This window comes from Neorhizobium sp. T6_25 (assembly GCF_002968555.1).
GTDB lineage: Bacteria > Pseudomonadota > Alphaproteobacteria > Rhizobiales > Rhizobiaceae > Neorhizobium.
In genome coordinates, this window is record NZ_PVBL01000008.1 from 239,054 (window position 1) to 259,442 (window position 20,389).

Genomic DNA, 20,389 nt, shown 5'->3' on the forward strand with positions numbered 1-20,389 from the left:
GTTGAGGTCCCATAAACACCCCTGTTCAAGATCGAGCAGGGGTTTTTCTTATGAGCGAAATACAGAATCGACGCATTTTTCGCGTCAACAGGTTTGCGGTCCCGGTCGAAGGGCGCGAAGAATTCATGGCACTGGTTCACAGGACGCATGAGGTTATCCGCGCCCAACCGGGCTTCGTCGACGACCTGATCCTGGAACAGGCTTCCATTGCCGGACTGTTCAACGTCATCACCATCCTCCAGTTCGAGGGCGAGCACGCTCTTCAGCCGGTCATTGCTGCAGTCGCGAAATCCGATGAGGCGGCAGGCATCGATCGGCAGGCGTTGAGCCGACGCCTCGGCGTGGAGACCAATGTCGGCTTCTACCACAGGGCGGTTTTACAAGAGCTCGAACCGGCCTGACCAACAAAGACAGCCCGCTGGCTCTTCAGCGGGTCGTCCTGGCCTGGCGTCTCACCAGCAGCCAGAAGCGACCGCAAAGCAGAACTGCGGCCGCTGCGAGGCCGGTGACGAAGCCGAACCAGACGCCCTCGCCGCGAAAGCCGAGCGGGAATGCGAAAACCCAGGCGCAGGAGAAACCGATCGGCCAATAGGCGATCAGCGCCAGCACCATCGGCACTCTGGTATCCTTGAGCCCGCGCAACAGGCCGGCTCCGACCGCCTGCAGCCCGTCGACCACCTGGAACGCCCCGCCGATGATCACAAGCGGTGCGGCAAGGCCGAGCAGCATCTGCGCATCGGGCTTGCGGATATCCACGAAGAGCGAACCGAGTTCATGCGGGAAGAGCGCGAAGAGCACGCTGCCCGTCAATGTGAAGCAGATACTGATCAGCAGGATCGACACGGCCGCCCGTCGGACCCCGAGATGGTCCCCTCGCCCATAGGCAAGCCCGACGCGCACGGTAGCGACCTGGGAGAGGCCGAGGGGGATCATGAAGGCGATCGCGGCAAGCTGCAACGCTATGCCGTGCGCGGCGAGCTCCACCTTGCCGATCATTCCCATCAGCAGCGAGGCCGCGGCAAACAGGCTGGTTTCGGCAAGGATCGTAAAGCTGATCGGCAGCCCGAGGCCGATGACCTCCCGGAACGCAACCCAGTCCGCTCGCCAGAAGCGAACGAAAAGCTCGTAGGCGCGCGTCTCGGCCCTGGCCTCGACATAGACGATCGACAAAAGGCAACCGAAGGTTGCGGAAAACATCGAGGCGAACGCGGCCCCTTCGAGCCCCCAGGCGGGAGCGCCGAAATTGCCAAAGATGAAGGCGTAGTTCATCACCGCATTGGTGACGAACATGCCAAGTGTCACGTAGAGGATGATGCCGCCGCGCTCAAGACCGCTCAGGAACGCCCGCATCGCCATGAGGATCAGATTCGGAAAAATACCCCATTGGATGACGCGCAGATAACCCTGCGCCATCCCGGCGATCTCCGGATCCTGGCCAAGCCCGATCAGGATCGGTTGCGAGAACCATAGAAGCGGAGCGGTAAGGACACCGTAGGCGATCACCACCCACATCCCCATACGCACGGAGCGGCGCACCGAGGCCTCGTCACCTCGGCCGAGCGCCTGGGCGACCATCGGCACGACAGCGCCGGCAAATCCCGAACCGAAGATGAAGACGATGAAGAACATCTGGCTTCCGAGAACCACGGCCGCAAGTTCGGTCGTGCCGAGCCAGCCGACCATGATGACGTCGGTCGTGTTGATCGCCATCTGGGCAAGCTGTGCACCGACGAAGGGAACGCCAAGCGCAAATGTCGCGCGCATGTGCGCGGACCAGGAATTGTCCGTCGTCGTCACAGCCATGGTGGTGGAAAGGCTCGACATGACACTCCTCCGCGGACGAAAAAAGCCGCTTCCAGAAACTGGCGAGCGGCGGATGATGCAGCCTATAGAGGAGCATCATCCGTGCGGCAACACTTACAGGCGATTCTGCAGAAGTTTTGGACGTCTCTTCAAGAAATCTGATGCGTAAGCTCGGCTTCAAGCGGCCCCGCGGCCGTCTTTCGTGAAATCCGGGTCAAAAACACCAGAATGGCACAAGCCATGAAAATCGCCGCCATCATGTATGGCGCCCCTGCGAACTCCATTGTTGCATTCTCTCCGGTAAACGCGCTGAACAGCAGCGTGAAGATCGCCGGGCCGACGATCGTCGTCAGGCTGGTGAGGCTTGTCATCGCGCCCTGCAGCTCCCCTTGCGCCGACGGCGGCACCTTGGCCGAGGCAATGCTGCGGAGCGCCGGGTCGGCGACGTTCTCGATCGTCGTGACGAGGATGACGGCGTAAACGACCCACCCCTGCCACGCGAAGGCATAACCGGTGAGGCCGAGGCAGGAGAAACAAAGCCCGAGCACCGCGGTCCTCCATTCCCCGAGCACCGGCACCAGTTTCGGCAGGATGAACCCCATGACAAAGGCGGCGCAGATGCCGAACAGCCCGAGCGACAGGCCGATCTGCCCCTCGCTCCAGCCGTAGCGATAGGCCGACACGAAGGACCAGACCGACGGATAGACCGCATGCGCCAGCCAATAGAGGAACATCACCAGCATGACCCAGCCGATGCCCGGATAGTGGCGCATCTGGCGGAGAGCGCCCAGCGGATTGGCGCGCTTCAGCTCGAACTTGCGTCGGTTCGCCTTGTCCAGAGTTTCCGGCAGCAGGAACCACGAGGCCGCGAAGTTGGCAAGCGACAACAGACCCGCGCCGAGGAACGGCACGCGCGGTCCGAGCTCGCCGAGCAGCCCGCCGATCACCGGCCCGACCGTGAAACCGACGCCGAAAGCGATGCCGATCAGGCCAAAATTCTTGGCGCGGTTCTCGTCGTTGCTGATGTCGGCAATGTAAGCCGAGCAGGTGGCAAAACTGCCGCCGGAAATGCCGGCGAGGACGCGACCGACGAACAGCATCCAGAAACTGGTGGCTGCCGCGCAGATCAGGTTGTCGAGCGCGAAGGTGAGGACCGAAGCGAGCAGGATCGGCCGCCGGCCGAAACGGTCGCTGAGGTTGCCAAGCAACGGCGCAAACAGGAACTGCATGGCGGAATAGATGAGCAGCAGCCAGCCACCATCGACCGCCGCCGCACTCAGGTCGTCGCCGGTCAGTTCGCGCAGGAAGGCCGGCAGCACAGGCATGATGATCGCGATCCCGATGACATCGAGGAAAAGGATCATGAAGACGAGGAAAAGGCCGCGGCGCACAAATTTCGGGTCGAGCATTAAAAATGTCTCTCTAGTAATGGTGTTTTCTGGAAAGACGATCAACTCGCCGGGTGCTTACATAACGGCAAAAGAAAATCGAAACAATACGTGAACATTTCAAAGTTTTTGATGAAAGGCACAACCGTCGCGCATCATTCCGCCGGCTAGGCGATCTCGGTGTCGGGCGCACCTGCCGATAGGATGTTTCCCCGCCCGGAAGGCCGGAAGGTCTCGACAGCCCAAACCGGAGCCCATAGAGATTGAAGGTGACCTCCCTCTCTCCGGCAGACTTCTCTCATGATCGAACTTCTCTGGCGCGGCATCCTCATCGGCCTTGGCGCAACCATCCTGATGGATCTCTGGGCGATCGTCCTCAACAAGGTTTTTGGCCAGCCCAAGGCCAACTGGGCGCCGGCCGGTCGTTGGTTCTGGCACCTGGGGCGGGGAAAAGCCTTTCACGACAGCATCGCGGCGGCTGAACCCTACGAACATGAACTGGCGCTCGGCTGGGCCGGCCATTATGCCGTCGGTCTTCTCTACGGGGTCATCCTCGCCCTGATCATGGGGCCGAACTGGTTCGCCGCCCCGGCCTTCATTCCCGCCTGGATCTTCGGCATCGTCACCATCGGCGCCGGATGGTTCCTGATGCAGCCGGGCCTCGGTCTCGGCTGGGCCGCCTCGAAAACGCCGAGGCCGAACAAAGTGCGCCTCCTCAATTTCGCCGCCCATACCGTTTTCGCCCTCGGGCTTTATGGCACCGCTCTCCTGATCCGCTAGTCTTCCAGATCCCGTTTCATCCGGTCGAGCATGTCGACCGCACGCGCCGCATAGGCGCCGATCCAGCGGTCGTGGATCGCCTTGATCGGCAGCGGATTGAGGTGGTTCCAGCGCTCCCTGCCCTCGCGCTTCACCAGCACGAGCTCGGCCGCTTCCAGAACCTTCAGATGCTGCATCACCGTGCAGCGGTCGAGCCTTGGAAACCGGGCGCAGAGATCGCCCGTCGTCAGCGGCCGATCCTTCAGCTCGTCGAGAATCTCCCTGCGAACCGGAGCCGCCAGGGCCTTGAAAATAAGGTCGTTTTTTTCACCGCTTGACATGTTATGTTTTTATAACATGATAGGGAGAGAAACAAGGGAGAAGGATCATGGAACTGAAATTCAAGGTATCCGGCCGGATTTCAAAACCGGTCGAGGAAGTGTTCGAGGCCGTCGCCGATCCGAAAAAACTGTCGGGTTATTTTACGACGGGTGGCGCCAATGGCCGGCTGGAGACCGGCACCGTCGTCACGTGGGATTTCGCCGATTTTCCCGGCGCCTTTCCGGTGGAGGTCGTCGAGGTGGAGAAGAACAGGAAGATCGTGCTGCGCTGGGATGCGACCGAAGGCAATGCCGCCGAGCAGGGGCCGGAAAATGTCGCGCCGGCCGATTACAAGACGACCGTCACCATGACCTTCGAACCGCTGGAGGATGGTCGTACACTGGTGACCATCGCCGAAGAAGGCTGGCGCGAGACGAAGGGCGGGCTCGAAGCCTCCTACGGCAACTGCCAGGGCTGGTCGCAGATGCTGTGTGCCCTGAAGGCCTATGCGGAATACGGGATCAATCTGCGCGAGGGGATGTACAAGTAGGCCGCACGCAGTGGCGAGTTACGCTGTGTCCCCAACTGGGAATTATTGAGGGGACAGAGAGGGCACCTAGCGATGCCCCCTCTGTCGCACATTCGGGCCAAATCCTCAGACATTCCCCGAGAACGTATCGCAGGCCTTCATGTCGCCGGTATCGAACCCGCGCTTGAACCAGCGCGCGCGCTGCGCCGAAGTGCCGTGGTTGAAGCTTTCCGGCACGACATAACCCTGGCTGCGCTTCTGCAGCGTATCGTCGCCGATCTGCTGGGCGGCGTTGAGGGCCTCTTCTAGATCGCCTGTGTCGAGAATACCCTTCTGCTGAGTGAACTTGCCCCACACGCCGGCAAAGCAGTCAGCCTGCAACTCGACGCGCACCGACATGCGGTTGGCGTCCGCTTCGCTCATCCGCTGGCGGGCCTGGTTGAACTTCGGCAGGATACCGAGCAGGTTCTGCACGTGGTGGCCGACCTCGTGGGCGATCACATAGGCCTCGGCAAAATCGCCGGCCGCCTCGAAGCGCTGTTCGAGTTCCTTGAAGAAATTGGTGTCGAGGTAAAGCTTGTGGTCGCCGGGGCAATAGAACGGCCCGGTCGCGGAAGACGCAAATCCGCAAGCCGAGTTCACCTGGCCGGAAAACAGCACCAGCACCGGCTCCTGATATTGCTGACCGTTGGCCTGGAATATGCCGTTCCAGGTATCTTCCGTCTCGGCAAGCACCGTGCGCACGAACGCCGTCGTCTCGTCGGTGGCCGGCGTGCGGTCGCCGGTCGTCTGCTGCTGCTCGAATCCCGAACCGTCCATGCCCAGTTCGCCTGACAGCAGCGAAAGCGGATTGATGCCGGTGATCCAGCAGATGATCAGGATGACGATGATCCCGCCGATGCCGAGCCCGCCCCCGCGGCGGCCACCGCCACCGATCGGAATGCGCAAGCCGCCGCGACCGAGCGGACTGCCGCCCATGGAAGCGCCACGCTGGTCCTCGACGTTGTCCGATTGCCGACGGCCTTTCCATTCCATTTTCGCTCACTCCTCTTCGGCGACATCACGCCTGTCGGGCGATATAACGCTGGCGGCCGCAAAAGCGATCCGTCCAGCATCACATAGCCGAAGATTCGTTCTCAGGCGACCCGCAGAGCCTTCTTGCCCGGCAGGAAAACCGTGAGCAACCCGAGGGCCGGCAGGAAGGCGCAGACATTGTAGACGAAGCCGATGCCGTACCGGTCGGCGAAGACGCCGAGTACCGCCGCGGCGATACCCCCGATACCGAAGGCGATCCCGAAGAAGATGCCGGCGATCATGCCGACCCTGCCCGGCACCAGTTCCTGCGCCATGACGACGATCGCCGGGAAGGACGATGCCATGATGAAGCCAATAATGCCCGAAAGCGCGATCGTTACCGGCAGGTTGGCAAACGGCATGGCAAGCGTGAACGGTAGCACGCCAAGGATCGAGAACCAGATCACTACCTTCGAGCCGAACCGGTCGCCGATCGGTCCGCCGATGACGGTGCCTAGTGCCACGGCGCCGAGGAAGATGAAGAGCATGATCTGCGACTGCTGCACCGTCACCTGGAAACGCTCGATGACGAAGAACGTATAATAGCTGCCGATCGACGCCATGTAGGCATTCTTGGAAAAGGTCAGAAGCGCCAGCACGATGAGGGCGATGGTGACCGTGCGCCTGGAGAGGTTGTGCGCGTTCAGCACGCGCTTGCGGCCCTTGTTGGCAAGCATATGCGCCTTGTACCAGCGTGCCACCCACGACAGGATGACGATGCCGAGCAGCGCGATGCCCGAGAACCAGGCGACGCTCCCCTGCCCGTTCGGCACGATGATGAAGGCGGCGAGCAGCGGCCCGATCGACTGGCCGAAATTGCCGCCGACCTGGAAGACCGACTGCGCAAAGCCGTAGCGGCCGCCGGACGCCAGCCGCGCGACCCGCGACGATTCCGGGTGAAAGACCGCCGATCCGATGCCGATCAGCGATGCCGCGACGACCAGCATCACATACGACTGGGCAGCCGCCAGCATGAAGAGGCCGATGAAGGTCGAGCCCATGCCAACCGGCAGCGAATAGGGAAAAGGTTTCTTGTCGGTGATGATGCCGATCACTGGCTGCAACAGCGAGGCCGTGCACTGGAATGCGAGCGTCAGGATGCCGATCTGCCAGAAATCGAGGGCATAATCCGTCTTCAGCATCGGATAGATCGCCGCGATCATCGACTGCATGATGTCGTTCAGCATATGGCAGAAGCTGACCGCCAGGATGATCGGCAGCACCGTCACTTCGGCGGCAGTTGCGGAAACGGGTTTGGATGTTGCATCGGCCATGGAATTTCCTCCGCGCAAGCGGTCGTCATCGCGGATGGCCGTTGCTGCAAGTGTCTTGGACGCACATCTAGTCCCGTAAGCCGGCCCTGTCCATGACAGCAAAGCGCCGAACGGTACGCTTCGAGGAAATTCTTGATACCGGCTCTTAAGTTCGCCGCGCCAGCCTCTGCTGAAGGAGAAGTGTTCCAGCGATACCGGCGAGCGTCAGAAGCAATATCCAGCTCGGGCCGCCGGAGAAAACCACCGCATTCATGATCCGCCCCGGGATCAGCGTGAACAGGCCGGCGATCCCGATGCCGCCGAAATACATGCCGATGACCGCCGCCTTGTGTGCCCGGATATTTTTGGCACGCGCAGCGCTGATTGCCCGCCACACCGCCACGAGCACGAAGACCGACAGGAGATGGATCGGGCTGAAGCCGTAGACGAGGTTGATCTCGTGGATGAAGAAACTGGAGAGCGAGGTGATGACCATCAGCGCCATCCAGATCTTGCCGAGCAGGCGGTGTATCGGCGTGCCCTTAGCGTTCATCAGGATGTAGGCACCGAGCACGGTGGCCGGCAGGACGGCCGCGACATGGATCTGGACGGCAAGCGGGGCATCGAGAAGCGGTTGTAAGTTCATGGGGAATACCTGTTCGAAATCACCAAGCGATTGAATTGATCGCCTGTTTCCGCCATGACTGACTCACCCTCAACCGGAATGGCGCAGACAACGGATTAACTTCGTGAATCACCCGTTTTTGAGCTCCACGCTTCGTGAATTGCAGCTCTTCACCCGCTCCTGGCGCTTCTGGACGACCTTTGCGCTCGTCATCCTGATCTTCGTCGTCAGCGGACCCTACGGCACTTTCGAGCGCATGACGCTCGGTATCCGGCTGGGTTACTGGCTGATCGTTCACGCCGTCACCTGGTCGATCGCCATCTGTCTTTCGGTCATGGCCGAAATCCTGTTGCGGCAACACCTCGAGCATACGCTTGGCCGCATGATGATTGGCTCGCTCACCGCCGCCCTGCCGATCGGCTTTGCCCTCGGCGCAATCGATTTCGCGTTTTTCGGCCACTGGATCGAGATCGGCGACGGCTTTAGACGGGCGCTGGTCGCGCTGCCGCTCTGTGCCCTCTTCTGCCTGCTCACCTACATGGCCATGCACCGACAGATTGCCGAGGTGTCAGCCCCGGCCCCGCCCGCATCGCCTTCTTCTGCCCCGAAGCCTCCGGCTTCCCCCTCATCCGAACCCGAAATTCTCGCCCGCCTGAAACCCCATAACCGCGGCGCACTCCTGCGGCTTTCGGTGCAGGACCACTATACCGAGGTGGTCACCAGCCGTGGCCGCGAACTGATCCTGCTGCGTTTCGCCGACGCCCTGAAGGAACTCGGGCTCACGCCCGGCCTGCAGGTGCATCGTTCCCACTGGGTGGCCGATGCCCATGTCGAAACACTGAAACGCGACGGCGGCAAGCTTTTGCTGATCATGAAGGACGGCGCGGAGATTCCCGTGAGCCGCACCTATGCAGAGACGGTGCGGACGCGGTTCGGCGACCTCTCCCGTTAAGCGGTGACTGCCATTCGGGAGATGGTGGCCAGGCGCGGACTCCGTGTGGCCACGCCCACGACTGCGATACAGGCCACCGCAAGCACGATACCGGCGATGATATCGACGAAATAGTGGTTTGCGTGCGAGACAGCCGAAATCGCCATGCCGACATTGAGGACGAGCATGGGATAGCGCAGCAGGCGAATTTCCCATGCCGCCCAAGCACAAAGCGCTGCAACGGCGGCATGGACGGACGGAAAGGTCAAAATACCGGCGGCATGATCAAGCGAAAAAATGAAATCGCTATTCTCCCTGACGGCATGGAACTGCTCCAGAAAGAAATACCCGAAATGGGCGTTGATATTGTGAAGGCTGTCGGCGGCAACACCATACATCCTGTAGGTTCCGAGCGCGGGATACCAGATCGAAATAAAGCTGGATAGGAAACAGATCGCAGCATACGCCATCACCATCCTGTAGCCTCGCTCGGGCTTTCCGGACACGCAAAGCAGGATAGGCAAGCCAAGAAGCTGCAACGCGAAGGATTGATATGCGTAGCCGAGCCCGTGGGCAATCCAGCCATGTGCATCGACAATGGCGATGAAGGAACGCCAGTCGATGGGCAGCTTGGCGTCCATAGCGACCAGCTGATCGTCCGCCATTGGCATTCCGACCCCAATCGCCAGATAAGTCGATATCACGGAAGGAATGATTAGAAGCAGCCCGCAGCAAAGAGTCTCGACGCTGTTCCTGAGGGCAAACATGCGCCGCCATGAGCAATAAGGAGAAAAGACCGCCAGTATGGACAAGGGGACAAGCATAAACCGCCCAAGAGACCCGTAATCCAGCCGGAAACCAGTCAGCACGACGATCGCCCATATCAGCGCATAGGCCGCCGTAGTCGTGGCAAAAAGTGCCAGGCGCTGTTTTTGGACATCATCCTGCATCGTCAAAACCCTCGTTCGGCGAATGTTGCCAGGAAAAACCTTAATGTTTGCGAAAGCGAAAATGTCGATTTGAGGATTTCCTGTCATCCTCCGTTTTCCTGTCGATTTGGCGATTTATGGGGTTCCGTTCGGGAGAACATTTGCCTATAAGCCGCGTCTAGCCTGAAAAGACATGCGCGCGCGACCCGACCGGTGGTATTCCACACCGCGCCGGTTTTCCGCGCAGGAAGAAAGCGGAAAGATACACCATGCCCAAGCGCCAAGATTTGAAATCGATCCTCATCATCGGCGCGGGTCCGATCGTTATCGGCCAGGCATGCGAGTTCGATTATTCCGGCACCCAGGCCTGTAAGGCGCTGAAGGAAGAAGGTTACCGGGTCATCCTGGTCAACTCCAACCCGGCGACGATCATGACCGATCCAGGCCTTGCCGACGCGACCTATGTCGAGCCGATCACGCCCGAAGTCGTCGCCAAGATCATCGCCAAGGAACGGCCGGATGCGCTGCTGCCGACCATGGGCGGCCAAACCGCGCTGAATACCGCGCTCTCCCTGAAGCGGATGGGCGTGCTCGACCGCTACAATGTCGAGATGATCGGCGCCAAGCCGGCCGCCATCGACATGGCCGAGGACCGCGCCCTCTTCCGCGAGGCGATGTCCCGCATCGGGCTTGAAACCCCGAAGTCGATGCTGGCCAACGCCACCGACATCAAGGATGCCGACCGCAAGACCCATGAGATCGAGCGCAACCGGGTAAAGGAAAGCCTGACGGGTGCCGAACTCGACAAGGCGCTCGACGCGCTCGAAAACCAGTGGAACCTCGGCGAGACCGACCGCAAGCAGCGTTACATCAGCCACGCCATGGCGATCGCCGCCCAGGCGATCGACGTGGTCGGCCTGCCTGCCATCATCCGTCCCTCCTTCACCATGGGCGGCACCGGCGGCGGCATCGCCTATAACCGCTCGGAATTCTTCGAGATCGTCGGCGGCGGCCTCGACGCTTCGCCGACCACCGAAGTGCTGATCGAAGAGTCGGTGCTCGGCTGGAAGGAATACGAGATGGAGGTGATCCGCGACAAGGCGGACAACTGCATCATCATCTGCTCGATCGAGAACATCGACCCGATGGGCGTCCACACGGGCGATTCGATCACCGTCGCGCCGGCGCTGACGTTGACCGACAAGGAATACCAGATGATGCGCAACGCCTCGATCGCGGTCTTGCGCGAGATCGGCGTCGAGACCGGCGGTTCGAACGTACAGTTCGCCGTCAACCCCAAGGACGGCCGCCTCGTCGTCATCGAAATGAACCCGCGTGTCTCGCGCTCGTCGGCGCTCGCCTCCAAGGCCACCGGCTTTCCGATCGCCAAGGTGGCCGCCAAGCTCGCGGTTGGCTACACGCTCGACGAACTCGACAACGACATCACCGGGGGCGCCACGCCCGCCTCGTTCGAACCGTCGATCGACTACGTGGTCACCAAGATCCCGCGTTTCGCCTTCGAGAAATTCCCGGGCGCCTCACCGGTCCTAACCACTGCGATGAAGTCGGTCGGCGAAGTCATGGCGATCGGCCGCACATTCGCGGAATCGCTGCAGAAGGCGTTGCGCGGCCTCGAAACCGGCCTGACCGGCCTCGACGAGATCGAAATCCCCGGCTTCGAGGAAGGCGAGAATTCCAAGAACGCCATCCGCGCCGCGATCGGCACACCGACCCCGGACCGGCTGCGCATGGTCGCCCAGGCGCTGCGCCTCGGCCTCACCGAAGGCGAGGTGCACGAAGCCTGCAAGATCGACCCGTGGTTCATCGCCCAGCTGAAGGCGATCACCGACATGGAAGCCCGCATCCGCGAACACGGCCTGCCGGGCGATGCCGAAAACCTGCGCATGCTGAAAGCCATGGGCTTCTCCGATGCTCGCCTCGCAAGCCTTACCAAAAAGCGCCCGAAGGAAGTCGCCGAGCTCCGCAACAGCCTGAACGTCCGCCCCGTCTTCAAGCGCATCGACACCTGCGCCGCCGAATTCGCCTCGCCGACCGCCTATATGTACTCGACCTACGAAACGCCGTTCGTCGGCGAGCTGCGCTCCGAAGCCGAAGTATCGACCGCCAAGAAGGTCGTCATCCTCGGCGGCGGTCCGAACCGCATCGGCCAGGGCATCGAGTTCGACTATTGCTGCTGCCACGCCGCCTTCGCGCTGAAGGATGCCGGCTATGAAGCGATCATGATCAACTGCAACCCGGAAACCGTGTCGACCGACTACGACACGTCGGACCGCCTCTATTTCGAGCCGCTGACAGCTGAAGACGTCATCGAAATCCTGCGCGCCGAGCAGGAAAAGGGCGAAGTGGTCGGCGTCATCGTCCAGTTCGGCGGCCAGACGCCGCTGAAGCTTGCCGAGGCGCTCGAAAAGAACGGCATCCCGATCCTCGGCACCGCGCCCGACATGATCGACCTTGCCGAAGACCGCGACCGTTTCCAGAAGCTTCTGATGAAGCTCGACCTCAACCAGCCGAATAATGGCATCGCCTATTCCGTCGAACAGGCCCGCCTCGTCGCCGCCGAAATCGGCTTCCCGCTGGTCGTTCGCCCGTCCTACGTGCTCGGCGGCCGCGCCATGCAGATCATCCACTCGGAATCGATGCTGCAGACCTACCTGCTCGACACCGTGCCGGGCCTGGTGCCGGAAGACATCAAGCAGCGTTACCCGAACGACAAGACCGGCCAGATCAACACCCTGCTCGGCAAGAACCCGCTTCTGTTCGACAGCTACCTGAGCAACGCCATCGAAGTCGACGTCGATTGTGTCTGCGACGGCACCGACGTTTATGTCGCCGGCATCATGGAGCATATCGAGGAAGCCGGCATCCATTCGGGTGACAGCGCCTGCTCGTTGCCGCCCCGCACCCTGTCGAGCGAGATGATCGACGAGCTGGAGCGCCAGGCGAAGGCCATGGCCAAGGCCCTGCATGTCGTCGGCCTGATGAACGTGCAGTTCGCCATCAAGGACGGCACGGTCTATGTGCTGGAAGTCAACCCGCGCGCCTCGCGCACCGTGCCTTTCGTCGCCAAGACCATCGGCGCGCCGATCGCCAAGATCGCCGCCCGCGTCATGGCCGGCGAAAAGCTCGACGCGACGTTTGCGGCCTACGGCACCAAGCCGGATCCGCGCGCGCTGAAGCACATCGCCGTCAAGGAAGCCGTCTTCCCGTTCGCCCGCTTCCCCGGCGTCGACATCCTGCTCGGCCCGGAAATGCGCTCGACCGGCGAGGTCATCGGCCTCGACACGGATTTCGCGCTGGCCTTTGCAAAGTCGCAGCTCGGCGCCAGCGTCGAACTGCCGCGCGACGGCACGGTGTTCGTCTCCGTGCGCGACGAGGACAAGGCCCGCGTGCTGCCGGCGATCCGCATCCTGACCGACATCGGCTTCAAGGTGCTTGCAACCGGCGGCACCGCCCGCTTCCTTGCCGAACAGGGCATTGCCTCCACCCGCATCAACAAGGTGCTGGAAGGCCGCCCGCATATCGAGGACGCGATCCGCAACCGCCAGGTCCAGCTCGTCATCAACACGACGGACGGCAACAAGGCTATCTCGGATTCCAAATCGCTGCGCCGCGCGACGCTGATGCAGAAGGTGCCCTATTACACCACCATGGCCGGCGCCGAAGCCGCGGCACTCGCGATCAAGGCGCTGAAAGCCGGCAATCTCGAAGTCCGCCCGCTGCAGAGCTATTTCTGATCAGACGGACCACGACGGCTTCGTCCATCGCAATCGACCATAGGTTGAAATTCATTCCCTCGAATGCTACCGTACATACGGAGCACTCGGGGGAATGATCCATGAGCAAGAATATCGTCATTTTGCTGGACGGTACGTCCAACGAAATCAAGGCCAGCCGCACCAATATCCTTCGGCTGTTCGGAACGCTGGAGCGATCGGAACGTCAGATCGTGTATTACGATCCCGGCGTCGGAACATTCGGTGCCGACGAACACTGGTCTTCGCTCGCCCGGAATGCCAGCGAAGTGCTGGGCCTTGCGACCGGCTGGGGCCTCGACCACAACGTCAAGGAAGCCTATCGCTTTCTCGTTGACAACTATGACTGCGGCCCGGTCGAAAACGGCCGCCACCCGGACCGCGACCGCATCTATCTGTTCGGCTTCAGCCGTGGCGCCTACACCGCCAGGGTGCTGGCGGGCTTCATCCACGCCTTCGGGCTGATCTCCCCGCTTTATCTCAATCTCCTCGACTACGCCTACAGAACCTACAAGGACATACCGCAGTCCTCGGCGGCAGGCGAAGGCGAGGCCTCGCCGTTTGCCGGCATGCGTCTCTACGAGCGGATGCTCGACAACGACCGGCCGCCGATAAAGCTGCTCGGGCTGTTCGATACGGTAGCCTCGATGATCGAGACCGGCCGCGGTCGGCTGCAGTTTAAGACCCACCCGTTCACGCATAGCAATGCCAGCGTCGAATGGGTACGCCATGCCCTCGCGATCGACGAGCGGCGCACCATGTTCAGACCTGAACTGTGGACACCCGGCCAGCTCTATCGCGGCAATCCCTTCGCGGCACCAAAGGGTCCCCAGAACGCCAAGGAAGTGTGGTTTGCGGGTTTTCACTGCGACGTCGGCGGGGGCTTCCCTGAAAAGGAAAGTGGGCAGATCAAGATCCCGCTGGACTGGATGATCCGGGAGACCCGGCCGACAGGCCTCCTCTATAAGGACGATGTCATCGACAAGATCGTTCTCGGTGAAGGGGAGAAGCACGACTACGTCGAACTCGATCATCGCGCGCCCCTGCACGATTCGATGAACTGGGCATGGCGTTTCCTGGAGTGCATCCCGCGCAAGGTTCCGAAAACCTCATGGCGGAAACGTCATGCAGCATCGGGCTACTACATCCCCTGCGTCGATCCGCGCTTGATCCCCCAAGAGGCCCTCATCCATGAGTCGGTTGGCTCCCGTAAGAGCACCGGCGACTATGATCCGCCCAACCTGCCGAAAACACCGACCTACGTCCCTTAAGCTGCCTGAATCAGTCTCTCCGCTCACGCCGCCAAGCGCTTGATCCGGTTCATGTCCTGCCTGAATCGGGCAAGCTCCTCCGCCTTCCGACCCTCGTCGGGAATGCGCAGCAGGTAGGACGGATGCACCGTCACGAAGAGCGTGCGCCCGTCCTCCATGGCGATCGGCTCTCCCCTGACATCCTCCAGCTTCTGCCGCATGTCGGTCAGCGCGAACAGCGCCGTCGCGCCCATCGCCACCACCAGTTTCGGCCTCACCAGCTCCAGTTCCTGGGTCAGCCACCAGCGGCATTGCCGCACCTCGCCGATGTTCGGTTTCTGGTGGATGCGCCGCTTGCCGCGCGGCTCGTATTTGAAGTGTTTTACCGCATTGGTGATATAGAGCGACCGCCGGTCGAGGCCGACCTCGCCGATCACGTCGTTGAACAGTTTTCCCGCCGGCCCGACGAAGGGTTTGCCCGCCAGATCCTCCTGGTCGCCCGGCTGTTCGCCGACGAACATTACCCTTGCATCCGGCGGTCCGTCGCCGAACACCGTCTGGGTCGCGAGGCAATGAATGTCGCAGCGCGTGCAGTGCCGCGCCTCCTGCCTCAGCGCCGCAAGCGTGCCTGCAGTGGGCATCGGCTCCGCCGGGGCCTTGGCGGCCGCTTCCTGGATCCGGTGATGGAAGGGCAAGGGCTCGCTCGCCGCCTTGCGCGCCATGTCGATGACACTGGCCTCGGCATTGGCGATCAGGCCCGGAATGAGCTCCGCCTCCGGCAGGTTCTTCCAGTATTTCTTCGGCATCTCCGTGGTCATCATCTTCACCTTCAGCCGCGCCGGGTTGAAGATCGAGGCGTAATAGGTGCGCCACAGCTCCTCCGTCTCGTCGCGCAGGTCGGGCTTCTCCGCCGGCTCGTCCGTCGTGCGCAGCGTCTCGCCGTCCCAGGAGGCCGAGCCCTTCGGCGTGGCGATCACCCAGTCCATGTCGGTGAAGCGCCGCTGGAAGAACGGCGCTACGCGGGCGATGATGAAGTGATCCGGCTCGAACCAGGAGATGAAGCGCCGCCGCCCGGCGAAACCTTCCGTCAGCGGCAGTTCCTTGAAGCGCACGAAGGCCGTCATCTTGTGATAGTCGCGGCCGACAGACTTCGCCAGGCGGCTCGCCGCGACGACGTCCGGATCGGTCGCCATCTGCAGCAGGTGCCGGCCATGGACCACCCCGCCATGGATCATCCGGAACAGCATGCGGTAAAGCAGGGCAAACCGCGTCGGGTCGGAATGACAGAGCACCGCCTGCGCCAGCTTGATGAAGGCGGGCGACACCGACAGCGGCTCGCAGCCCGGATGCGGTGGCGGCAGATGGTTCTCGTCGAACCCGAACAGCCCCTCGGCATCGTCCATCGTCCGCCATTCGATGATGTCGGGCACAATGCCGGCCATCAGAAAGGCGCGGGCGGCATCGCGCCATTCCGTCAGGTCGCCCCTGCCCCGCAGCGAAAAACGGTACCTCATAACAGCGACAACTGCTCGGGCTTCGGCTCGAACATTGCCCGCAGATCCGTCCGGTCGACCAGCCGGTGCGGCGTCCAGCCTTCCGCCATGATGAACGGCTGCACCTTCCTGAGCGATACGCCGAGCCGCTTCAGATCGTCGAGCCGCAGACGCCCGAATCGCCGCGCCGAGAGAATGCCTTTCACCGTCTTGGTGCCGAAACCCGGTACCCGCAGCAGCATCTCCTTCTCCGCCCGGTTGACGTCCACCGGGAACCGTTCGCGGTGGCCGAGCGCCCAGGCGAGCTTCGGGTCGAGATCGAGGTCGAGCATGCCGTCGACCTGGGTCGCGGTGATCTCGCCGATCTCGAAACCGTAAAACCGGTAGAGCCAGTCCGCCTGGTAAAGCCGATGCTCGCGCATCAGCGGCGGCTTGATCAGCGGCAGGTTCTTCGACGAATCCGGTATCGGGCTGAAGGCGGAGTAATAGACGCGCTTCAGGCCGTAACTGCCGTAAAGCCGAGCGCTGGTCCCGAGAATGGTCGCGTCGCTGGCGCCGTCGGCACCGACGATCATCTGGGTGCTCTGTCCGGCCGGCGCGAATGTCTTCCTGCGCTTCGTCTGCAGCGTCGGATCGGCCATTTCCTCGATCTTCAGCCTGAGCTTGCCCATCGAGCGGCGGATGTTGTCCGGCCGCTTTTCCGGCGCGAACTTGCCGATGCCGCTGTCGGTCGGCAGTTCGATATTGATCGACAGCCGGTCGGCATAAAGCCCGGCCTCCTCGATCAGATGCGCAGAGGCCTCCGGAATGCTTTTCAGGTGAATATAGCCGCGGAAGCCATGGGTGGTCCTGAGTTCCCTGGCGATCCGCACCATCTCCTCCATCGTGTGGTCGGAGGAGCGGATGATGCCCGAGGACAGGAACAGGCCTTCGATATAGTTGCGGCGGTAGAATTCCAGCGTCAGCCAGATCACCTCTTCAGGCGAAAAACGCGCCCGCTCCACATTGCTGGAGGATCGGTTGATGCAATAGGCGCAGTCGTAGATGCAGAAATTGGTGAGCAGGATCTTCAGGAGCGATATGCACCGGCCGTCCGGCGCATAGGCGTGGCAGATGCCGGAGCCCTCTGTCGAGCCGAGCCCGCCTGTCGCGGACGAGTCCCGCTTCACAGTTCCGCTGGAGGCACAGGAAGCATCGTATTTGGCGGCATCCGAAAGGATCGCCAGGCGTTCTTTCAGCGACTTCTTCATTAGTATGTTCACTAAATGTTCTTTTTCGGTCCGTCAAGTCATTGACAAATGGTGCCGCTTGCATCCACATGCCCAAGGAGGGGCACACGGACAGGGTTTCGAAATTCCTAGCACTCGCTGTCGAAATTCTGTTATAGTGACCTACATTCTGATTTTACGATGGTTCCGAAGTTTCGCTCCGGAACCTGTTTATTTTTGTGTCCGCGGCATCCGCGGGCATGCGCCTGAAGGACAAGGAAATGGTTGAAAAGGTACCGATGACGCAGAGCGGTTTTTCCAAACTGCAGGAAGAGCTGCGCTGGCGCCAGCAGGAGGAGCGTCCCCGTATCATCGAGGCAATTGCAGAAGCGCGCGCCCATGGCGACCTTTCGGAAAACGCCGAGTACCATGCTGCCAAGGAGGCCCAGAGCCATAACGAAGGCCGCATTACGGAACTCGAAGATCTGACAGCGCGCGCCGAGGTCATCGACCTCTCCAAGATGTCCGGCTCGAAGATCAAGTTCGGCGCGACCGTCAAACTCATCGACGAGGACACCGACGAGGAAAAGGTCTACCAGATCGTCGGCGACCAGGAAGCCGACGTGAAGGCCGGCCGTATCTCCATCTCTTCGCCGATCGCGCGTGCGATGATCGGCAAGGAAAAGGGTGATTCCATCGAAGTTGTCGCCCCCGGCGGCTCCAAGGCCTACGAAATCCTCGCCATTTCCTGGGGCTGACCGCCCGTGGGTAAAAGCGGCGATCCCGCCATCATCGATATCCGTGACGTCGAAGTGATTGCGCCGAATTTCAAGCGGCGGCTCTCCGGCGTCACGTCAACGATCATCCAGCTCGTGCCAGTCCAGAGATCGCTCGGCCAGAAGGTCGCAGCGCTTGGCCCCGGCCTGCCTGCCGATCTGCCGCATATCCGTTACCGCGACATCTTCCGCCTCTGGTCGCCGCCGCGCGGCAAACGGTGCCGGATCTGGCACGCGCGCCGCAATATCGAGATGCTGCCGGCAATTTTCATGCGCGACGTGCTGCGCATGTCGCTGAAGATCGTCTTCACCTCCGCCTCGCAACGGCACCATACCGGCTGGACGAAATGGCTGGTCTCGAAGATGGATGGCGTGATCGCCACCAGCGGCAAGACGGCCGATTACCTGGCGGTCAAGAACACCGTGGTGCTGCACGGCATCGATACCGTCCGCTTCTCGCCGCCATCGGACAAGGCTGAGGCCAAGCGCGCCCGCGGCCTCGATCCGGCACAGAAGGTCGTCGGCTGCTTCGGCCGCGTGCGGCGCCAGAAGGGCACCGATCTCTTCGTGGATTCGATGATCCGGGTGCTTTCCGAGCGCAAGGACTGGTCGGCGATCGTGGCCGGCCGCGCCACGGGGCCGCATGTGGATTTCGAGGACGGGTTGAAGAACAAGGTCGCCGCCGCCGGCCTTGCCGACCGCATCCTGTTCGTTGGCGAGCATACCGATATCAACGAATGGTATCGCGCCCTCGACCTCTTCATCGCGCCGCAGCGCTGGGAAGGTTTCGGGCTGACGCCGCTGGAAGCCATGGCGACCGCGGTGCCGGTAATCGCCACCGATGTCGGCGCCTTCCCCGAACTTCTGGTGACGGGCGACGAAGAGACCGGCGTGATCATCGCCCGCGACAGCGTCCATGCCATGGCCGGGGCCGCAGCCGCCTTCATGGACAACGAAGCCCGCCGCAAGGCGGCCTCGGCCCGCTCCCGCACCCACGCGCTCGAAAATTTCAGCATCGAGGGCGAGGCCAAACTGCTCGGCAATATCTACCGGATCACGGCTTCCGCTTGAAAAGCTCGATATAGGCGTTCGCCACCGCCTCTTCCGAAAACTGTCCGACCAGCGTCGCCCTGCCCTTTTCGCCAAGGCTCGCAGCCAGTTGAGGATCTGCGATCAACTGGTTGATGGCGCGCGAATAGCCCGGGACGTCGTCGATATCGACGAGCAGGCCGTTTTCGCCGTCGCGCATGAACCAGGACGGACCCTCCGAGCGTGAGGAAATCACCGGCTTGCTCTGCGCCCATGCCTCGAAAATGACGTTGCCGAGCGGCTCGTGGCTGGATGGCATGATGAAGATGTCGGCGGCGGCAAGATATGGCCGCGTATCCTTGTGCCAGCCGAGGAACCGCACCCGGTTCTCCATCTTGTGCTCGCGCATGACAGCTTCCAGCGCTTCCCGCTCCTCGCCGTCGCCGGCGATCCACAGATACGCGTCCGGCACCGCCGCCATCGCCTCGATCAGCAGGTGGAAACGCTTGCGCTTGACGAAACGGCCCATCGTCATGATCAGCGGCACGCCGTCCGGCGTATCTGCAACCGACCTTGAGATCGGCGCCACGACCGACGTGTCCGTGAAATTCGAGATCACTTCGACGCCGCGGGTCCAGCCGAGATTGTTGCGCACGTGGTCGGCAATGCCCGGCGTATTGCAGACGAGAATGTCGGAATTCTTGAAATAGCCGAGATGGGTGGGGTAGTCGCCGAGACGGGAGAGTTTGATACCGCCCTTATAGTCCGGCATCAGCCGGGCGCCGCGGGTGGACCAGGAAATGATCGCGTCGGCCTTGTCGCGCTTTGCCATGGACAGCACCTTCATCGGCAAAAGGATACGGTCGATCGACAGGTTGCGGAAATTGCTCTCGATCACCTTGGCATGGGCCTCGACATCCGGTTTCCAGCGGCGGTTCCAGCGCATCACGACCGTCTGATCGACCCCACGGCGGGCAAGCGCGCCGACCAGATGCACGAAGAACTTCTCCGCCCCGCCATCCTTGCCGAAAATATACTGGTGAACCCGCATCGATGTCGCCTCGCCTGTCTGTTTTCCGCCGCTTTATACCGGAAACCAGCATCTGTAGGCGGCGCCGCCTATATGTTACGGTTGAAAAACCTGCGCAAGGGGTATGGGAATGGTTGTCGCTGAAATGTTGGGGCTGGGCAGGATGCGGCTGCAGTGACCCTTCCGCACCGGTTCGGCCGATGTTATCGGGAAGAAAG

At 61.8% G+C, this 20,389-nt stretch carries 18 protein-coding genes; 8 read left to right on the forward strand and 10 right to left on the reverse strand.

Features of this window, described 5'->3' with window-relative positions; all coding sequences use genetic code 11:
* Positions 1-50 precede the first annotated feature (50 nt).
* Positions 51-401: an antibiotic biosynthesis monooxygenase gene (locus C5L10_RS13800; protein WP_105430126.1), complete on the forward strand. Its 351-nt coding sequence runs from the start codon at positions 51-53 to the stop codon at positions 399-401.
* Positions 402-426: 25 nt separating this feature from the next.
* Here the strand turns inward: C5L10_RS13800 and C5L10_RS13805 are convergent, their stop codons facing one another.
* Both C5L10_RS13805 and C5L10_RS13810 read right to left on the reverse strand, forming a co-directional pair.
* Positions 427-1,824, reverse strand: a complete 1,398-nt coding sequence (locus C5L10_RS13805) for an MATE family efflux transporter (protein ID WP_105430127.1) — start codon at positions 1,822-1,824, stop codon at positions 427-429.
* Positions 1,825-1,952: 128 nt separating this feature from the next.
* Positions 1,953-3,212, reverse strand: coding sequence for a TCR/Tet family MFS transporter (locus C5L10_RS13810; RefSeq protein WP_105427801.1), 1,260 nt, complete (start codon positions 3,210-3,212; stop codon positions 1,953-1,955).
* Between the two features lie 279 nt (positions 3,213-3,491).
* On the opposite strand from C5L10_RS13810, the gene C5L10_RS13815 reads away from it, so the two are divergent.
* Positions 3,492-3,971: a DUF2938 domain-containing protein gene (locus tag C5L10_RS13815; RefSeq protein ID WP_105430128.1), complete on the forward strand. Its 480-nt coding sequence runs from the start codon at positions 3,492-3,494 to the stop codon at positions 3,969-3,971.
* On the opposite strand, the gene C5L10_RS13820 is transcribed toward C5L10_RS13815, so the two are convergent.
* Positions 3,968-4,291: a helix-turn-helix transcriptional regulator gene (locus tag C5L10_RS13820; RefSeq protein WP_105430129.1), complete on the reverse strand. Its 324-nt coding sequence runs from the start codon at positions 4,289-4,291 to the stop codon at positions 3,968-3,970. The genes C5L10_RS13815 and C5L10_RS13820 overlap by 4 nt on opposite strands.
* A 47-nt stretch (positions 4,292-4,338) precedes the next feature.
* On the opposite strand from C5L10_RS13820, the gene C5L10_RS13825 reads away from it, so the two are divergent.
* Positions 4,339-4,821 (forward strand): SRPBCC family protein, encoded by a 483-nt coding sequence (locus C5L10_RS13825; RefSeq protein ID WP_105430130.1) that lies wholly within the window; start codon positions 4,339-4,341, stop codon positions 4,819-4,821.
* A gap of 105 nt (positions 4,822-4,926) precedes the next feature.
* On the opposite strand, the gene C5L10_RS13830 is transcribed toward C5L10_RS13825, so the two are convergent.
* The 3 genes from C5L10_RS13830 to C5L10_RS13840 all read right to left on the reverse strand — a co-directional run bounded on the left by C5L10_RS13830 (position 4,927) and on the right by C5L10_RS13840 (position 7,773).
* Positions 4,927-5,835: a neutral zinc metallopeptidase gene (locus C5L10_RS13830; protein WP_046633057.1), complete on the reverse strand. Its 909-nt coding sequence runs from the start codon at positions 5,833-5,835 to the stop codon at positions 4,927-4,929.
* A gap of 101 nt (positions 5,836-5,936) precedes the next feature.
* Positions 5,937-7,148 (reverse strand): MFS transporter, encoded by a 1,212-nt coding sequence (locus C5L10_RS13835; protein WP_105430131.1) that lies wholly within the window; start codon positions 7,146-7,148, stop codon positions 5,937-5,939.
* Positions 7,149-7,293: 145 nt separating this feature from the next.
* Positions 7,294-7,773 carry a DUF2306 domain-containing protein gene (locus C5L10_RS13840; RefSeq protein WP_105430132.1) on the reverse strand — a complete coding sequence of 160 codons (480 nt, stop codon included), beginning with the start codon at positions 7,771-7,773 and terminating at the stop codon, positions 7,294-7,296.
* A 103-nt stretch (positions 7,774-7,876) separates the two neighbouring features.
* Here C5L10_RS13840 and C5L10_RS13845 point away from each other — a divergent pair, with 103 nt between their 5' ends.
* The gene (locus C5L10_RS13845) at positions 7,877-8,704 is read left to right on the forward strand and encodes a LytTR family DNA-binding domain-containing protein (protein ID WP_105430133.1); all 828 of its coding nucleotides are present in this window, start codon (positions 7,877-7,879) and stop codon (positions 8,702-8,704) included.
* On the opposite strand, the gene C5L10_RS13850 is transcribed toward C5L10_RS13845, so the two are convergent.
* A complete protein-coding gene (locus C5L10_RS13850; RefSeq protein ID WP_105430134.1) occupies positions 8,701-9,720 on the reverse strand; it encodes a phosphatase PAP2 family protein in 1,020 nt (339 codons plus the stop codon). The two genes, C5L10_RS13845 and C5L10_RS13850, sit on opposite strands and share 4 nt — an antisense overlap.
* A gap of 161 nt (positions 9,721-9,881) precedes the next feature.
* On the opposite strand from C5L10_RS13850, the gene carB reads away from it, so the two are divergent.
* Both carB and C5L10_RS13860 read left to right on the forward strand, forming a co-directional pair.
* Entirely contained in the window at positions 9,882-13,367 is a 3,486-nt protein-coding gene (gene carB, locus C5L10_RS13855; RefSeq protein WP_105430135.1) for a carbamoyl-phosphate synthase large subunit, read from the forward strand.
* Between the two features lie 101 nt (positions 13,368-13,468).
* Entirely contained in the window at positions 13,469-14,656 is a 1,188-nt protein-coding gene (locus C5L10_RS13860) for a DUF2235 domain-containing protein (protein ID WP_105430136.1), read from the forward strand.
* Positions 14,657-14,679: 23 nt separating this feature from the next.
* Here the strand turns inward: C5L10_RS13860 and C5L10_RS13865 are convergent, their stop codons facing one another.
* Together C5L10_RS13865 and C5L10_RS13870 are read right to left on the reverse strand one after the other, a co-directional pair.
* Positions 14,680-16,149 (reverse strand): UdgX family uracil-DNA binding protein, encoded by a 1,470-nt coding sequence (locus tag C5L10_RS13865; RefSeq protein WP_105430137.1) that lies wholly within the window; start codon positions 16,147-16,149, stop codon positions 14,680-14,682.
* Entirely contained in the window at positions 16,146-17,378 is a 1,233-nt protein-coding gene (locus C5L10_RS13870) for a putative DNA modification/repair radical SAM protein (protein WP_046668732.1), read from the reverse strand. The genes C5L10_RS13865 and C5L10_RS13870 overlap by 4 nt, the downstream gene beginning before the upstream one ends.
* Before the next feature lie 239 nt (positions 17,379-17,617).
* Between C5L10_RS13870 and greA the strand changes: the two genes are divergently transcribed.
* Both greA and C5L10_RS13880 read left to right on the forward strand, forming a co-directional pair.
* Positions 17,618-18,094: a transcription elongation factor GreA gene (greA, locus tag C5L10_RS13875; protein WP_046633785.1), complete on the forward strand. Its 477-nt coding sequence runs from the start codon at positions 17,618-17,620 to the stop codon at positions 18,092-18,094.
* A gap of 30 nt (positions 18,095-18,124) precedes the next feature.
* Entirely contained in the window at positions 18,125-19,183 is a 1,059-nt protein-coding gene (locus C5L10_RS13880) for a glycosyltransferase family 4 protein (protein WP_105430171.1), read from the forward strand.
* Here the strand turns inward: C5L10_RS13880 and C5L10_RS13885 are convergent.
* Positions 19,167-20,192 (reverse strand): glycosyltransferase, encoded by a 1,026-nt coding sequence (locus C5L10_RS13885; RefSeq protein ID WP_046633039.1) that lies wholly within the window; start codon positions 20,190-20,192, stop codon positions 19,167-19,169. The genes C5L10_RS13880 and C5L10_RS13885 overlap by 17 nt on opposite strands.
* Between the last annotated feature and the right edge of the window lie 197 nt (positions 20,193-20,389).

Coding starts and splice junctions, on each gene's coding strand:
- C5L10_RS13830 (WP_046633057.1), bottom strand. CDS start 5,835: ATGGAATGGAAAGGCCGTCGGCAATCGGACAACGTCGAGGACCAGCGT.
- C5L10_RS13885 (WP_046633039.1), bottom strand. CDS start 20,192: ATGCGGGTTCACCAGTATATTTTCGGCAAGGATGGCGGGGCGGAGAAG.
- C5L10_RS13825 (WP_105430130.1), top strand. CDS start 4,339: ATGGAACTGAAATTCAAGGTATCCGGCCGGATTTCAAAACCGGTCGAG.
- C5L10_RS13840 (WP_105430132.1), bottom strand. CDS start 7,773: ATGAACTTACAACCGCTTCTCGATGCCCCGCTTGCCGTCCAGATCCAT.
- C5L10_RS13860 (WP_105430136.1), top strand. CDS start 13,469: ATGAGCAAGAATATCGTCATTTTGCTGGACGGTACGTCCAACGAAATC.
- C5L10_RS13850 (WP_105430134.1), bottom strand. CDS start 9,720: ATGACAGGAAATCCTCAAATCGACATTTTCGCTTTCGCAAACATTAAG.
- C5L10_RS13800 (WP_105430126.1), top strand. CDS start 51: ATGAGCGAAATACAGAATCGACGCATTTTTCGCGTCAACAGGTTTGCG.
- C5L10_RS13805 (WP_105430127.1), bottom strand. CDS start 1,824: ATGTCGAGCCTTTCCACCACCATGGCTGTGACGACGACGGACAATTCC.
- C5L10_RS13815 (WP_105430128.1), top strand. CDS start 3,492: ATGATCGAACTTCTCTGGCGCGGCATCCTCATCGGCCTTGGCGCAACC.
- C5L10_RS13835 (WP_105430131.1), bottom strand. CDS start 7,148: ATGGCCGATGCAACATCCAAACCCGTTTCCGCAACTGCCGCCGAAGTG.
- greA (WP_046633785.1), top strand. CDS start 17,618: ATGGTTGAAAAGGTACCGATGACGCAGAGCGGTTTTTCCAAACTGCAG.
- C5L10_RS13810 (WP_105427801.1), bottom strand. CDS start 3,212: ATGCTCGACCCGAAATTTGTGCGCCGCGGCCTTTTCCTCGTCTTCATG.
- C5L10_RS13820 (WP_105430129.1), bottom strand. CDS start 4,291: ATGTCAAGCGGTGAAAAAAACGACCTTATTTTCAAGGCCCTGGCGGCT.
- C5L10_RS13870 (WP_046668732.1), bottom strand. CDS start 17,378: ATGAAGAAGTCGCTGAAAGAACGCCTGGCGATCCTTTCGGATGCCGCC.
- C5L10_RS13865 (WP_105430137.1), bottom strand. CDS start 16,149: ATGAGGTACCGTTTTTCGCTGCGGGGCAGGGGCGACCTGACGGAATGG.
- carB (WP_105430135.1), top strand. CDS start 9,882: ATGCCCAAGCGCCAAGATTTGAAATCGATCCTCATCATCGGCGCGGGT.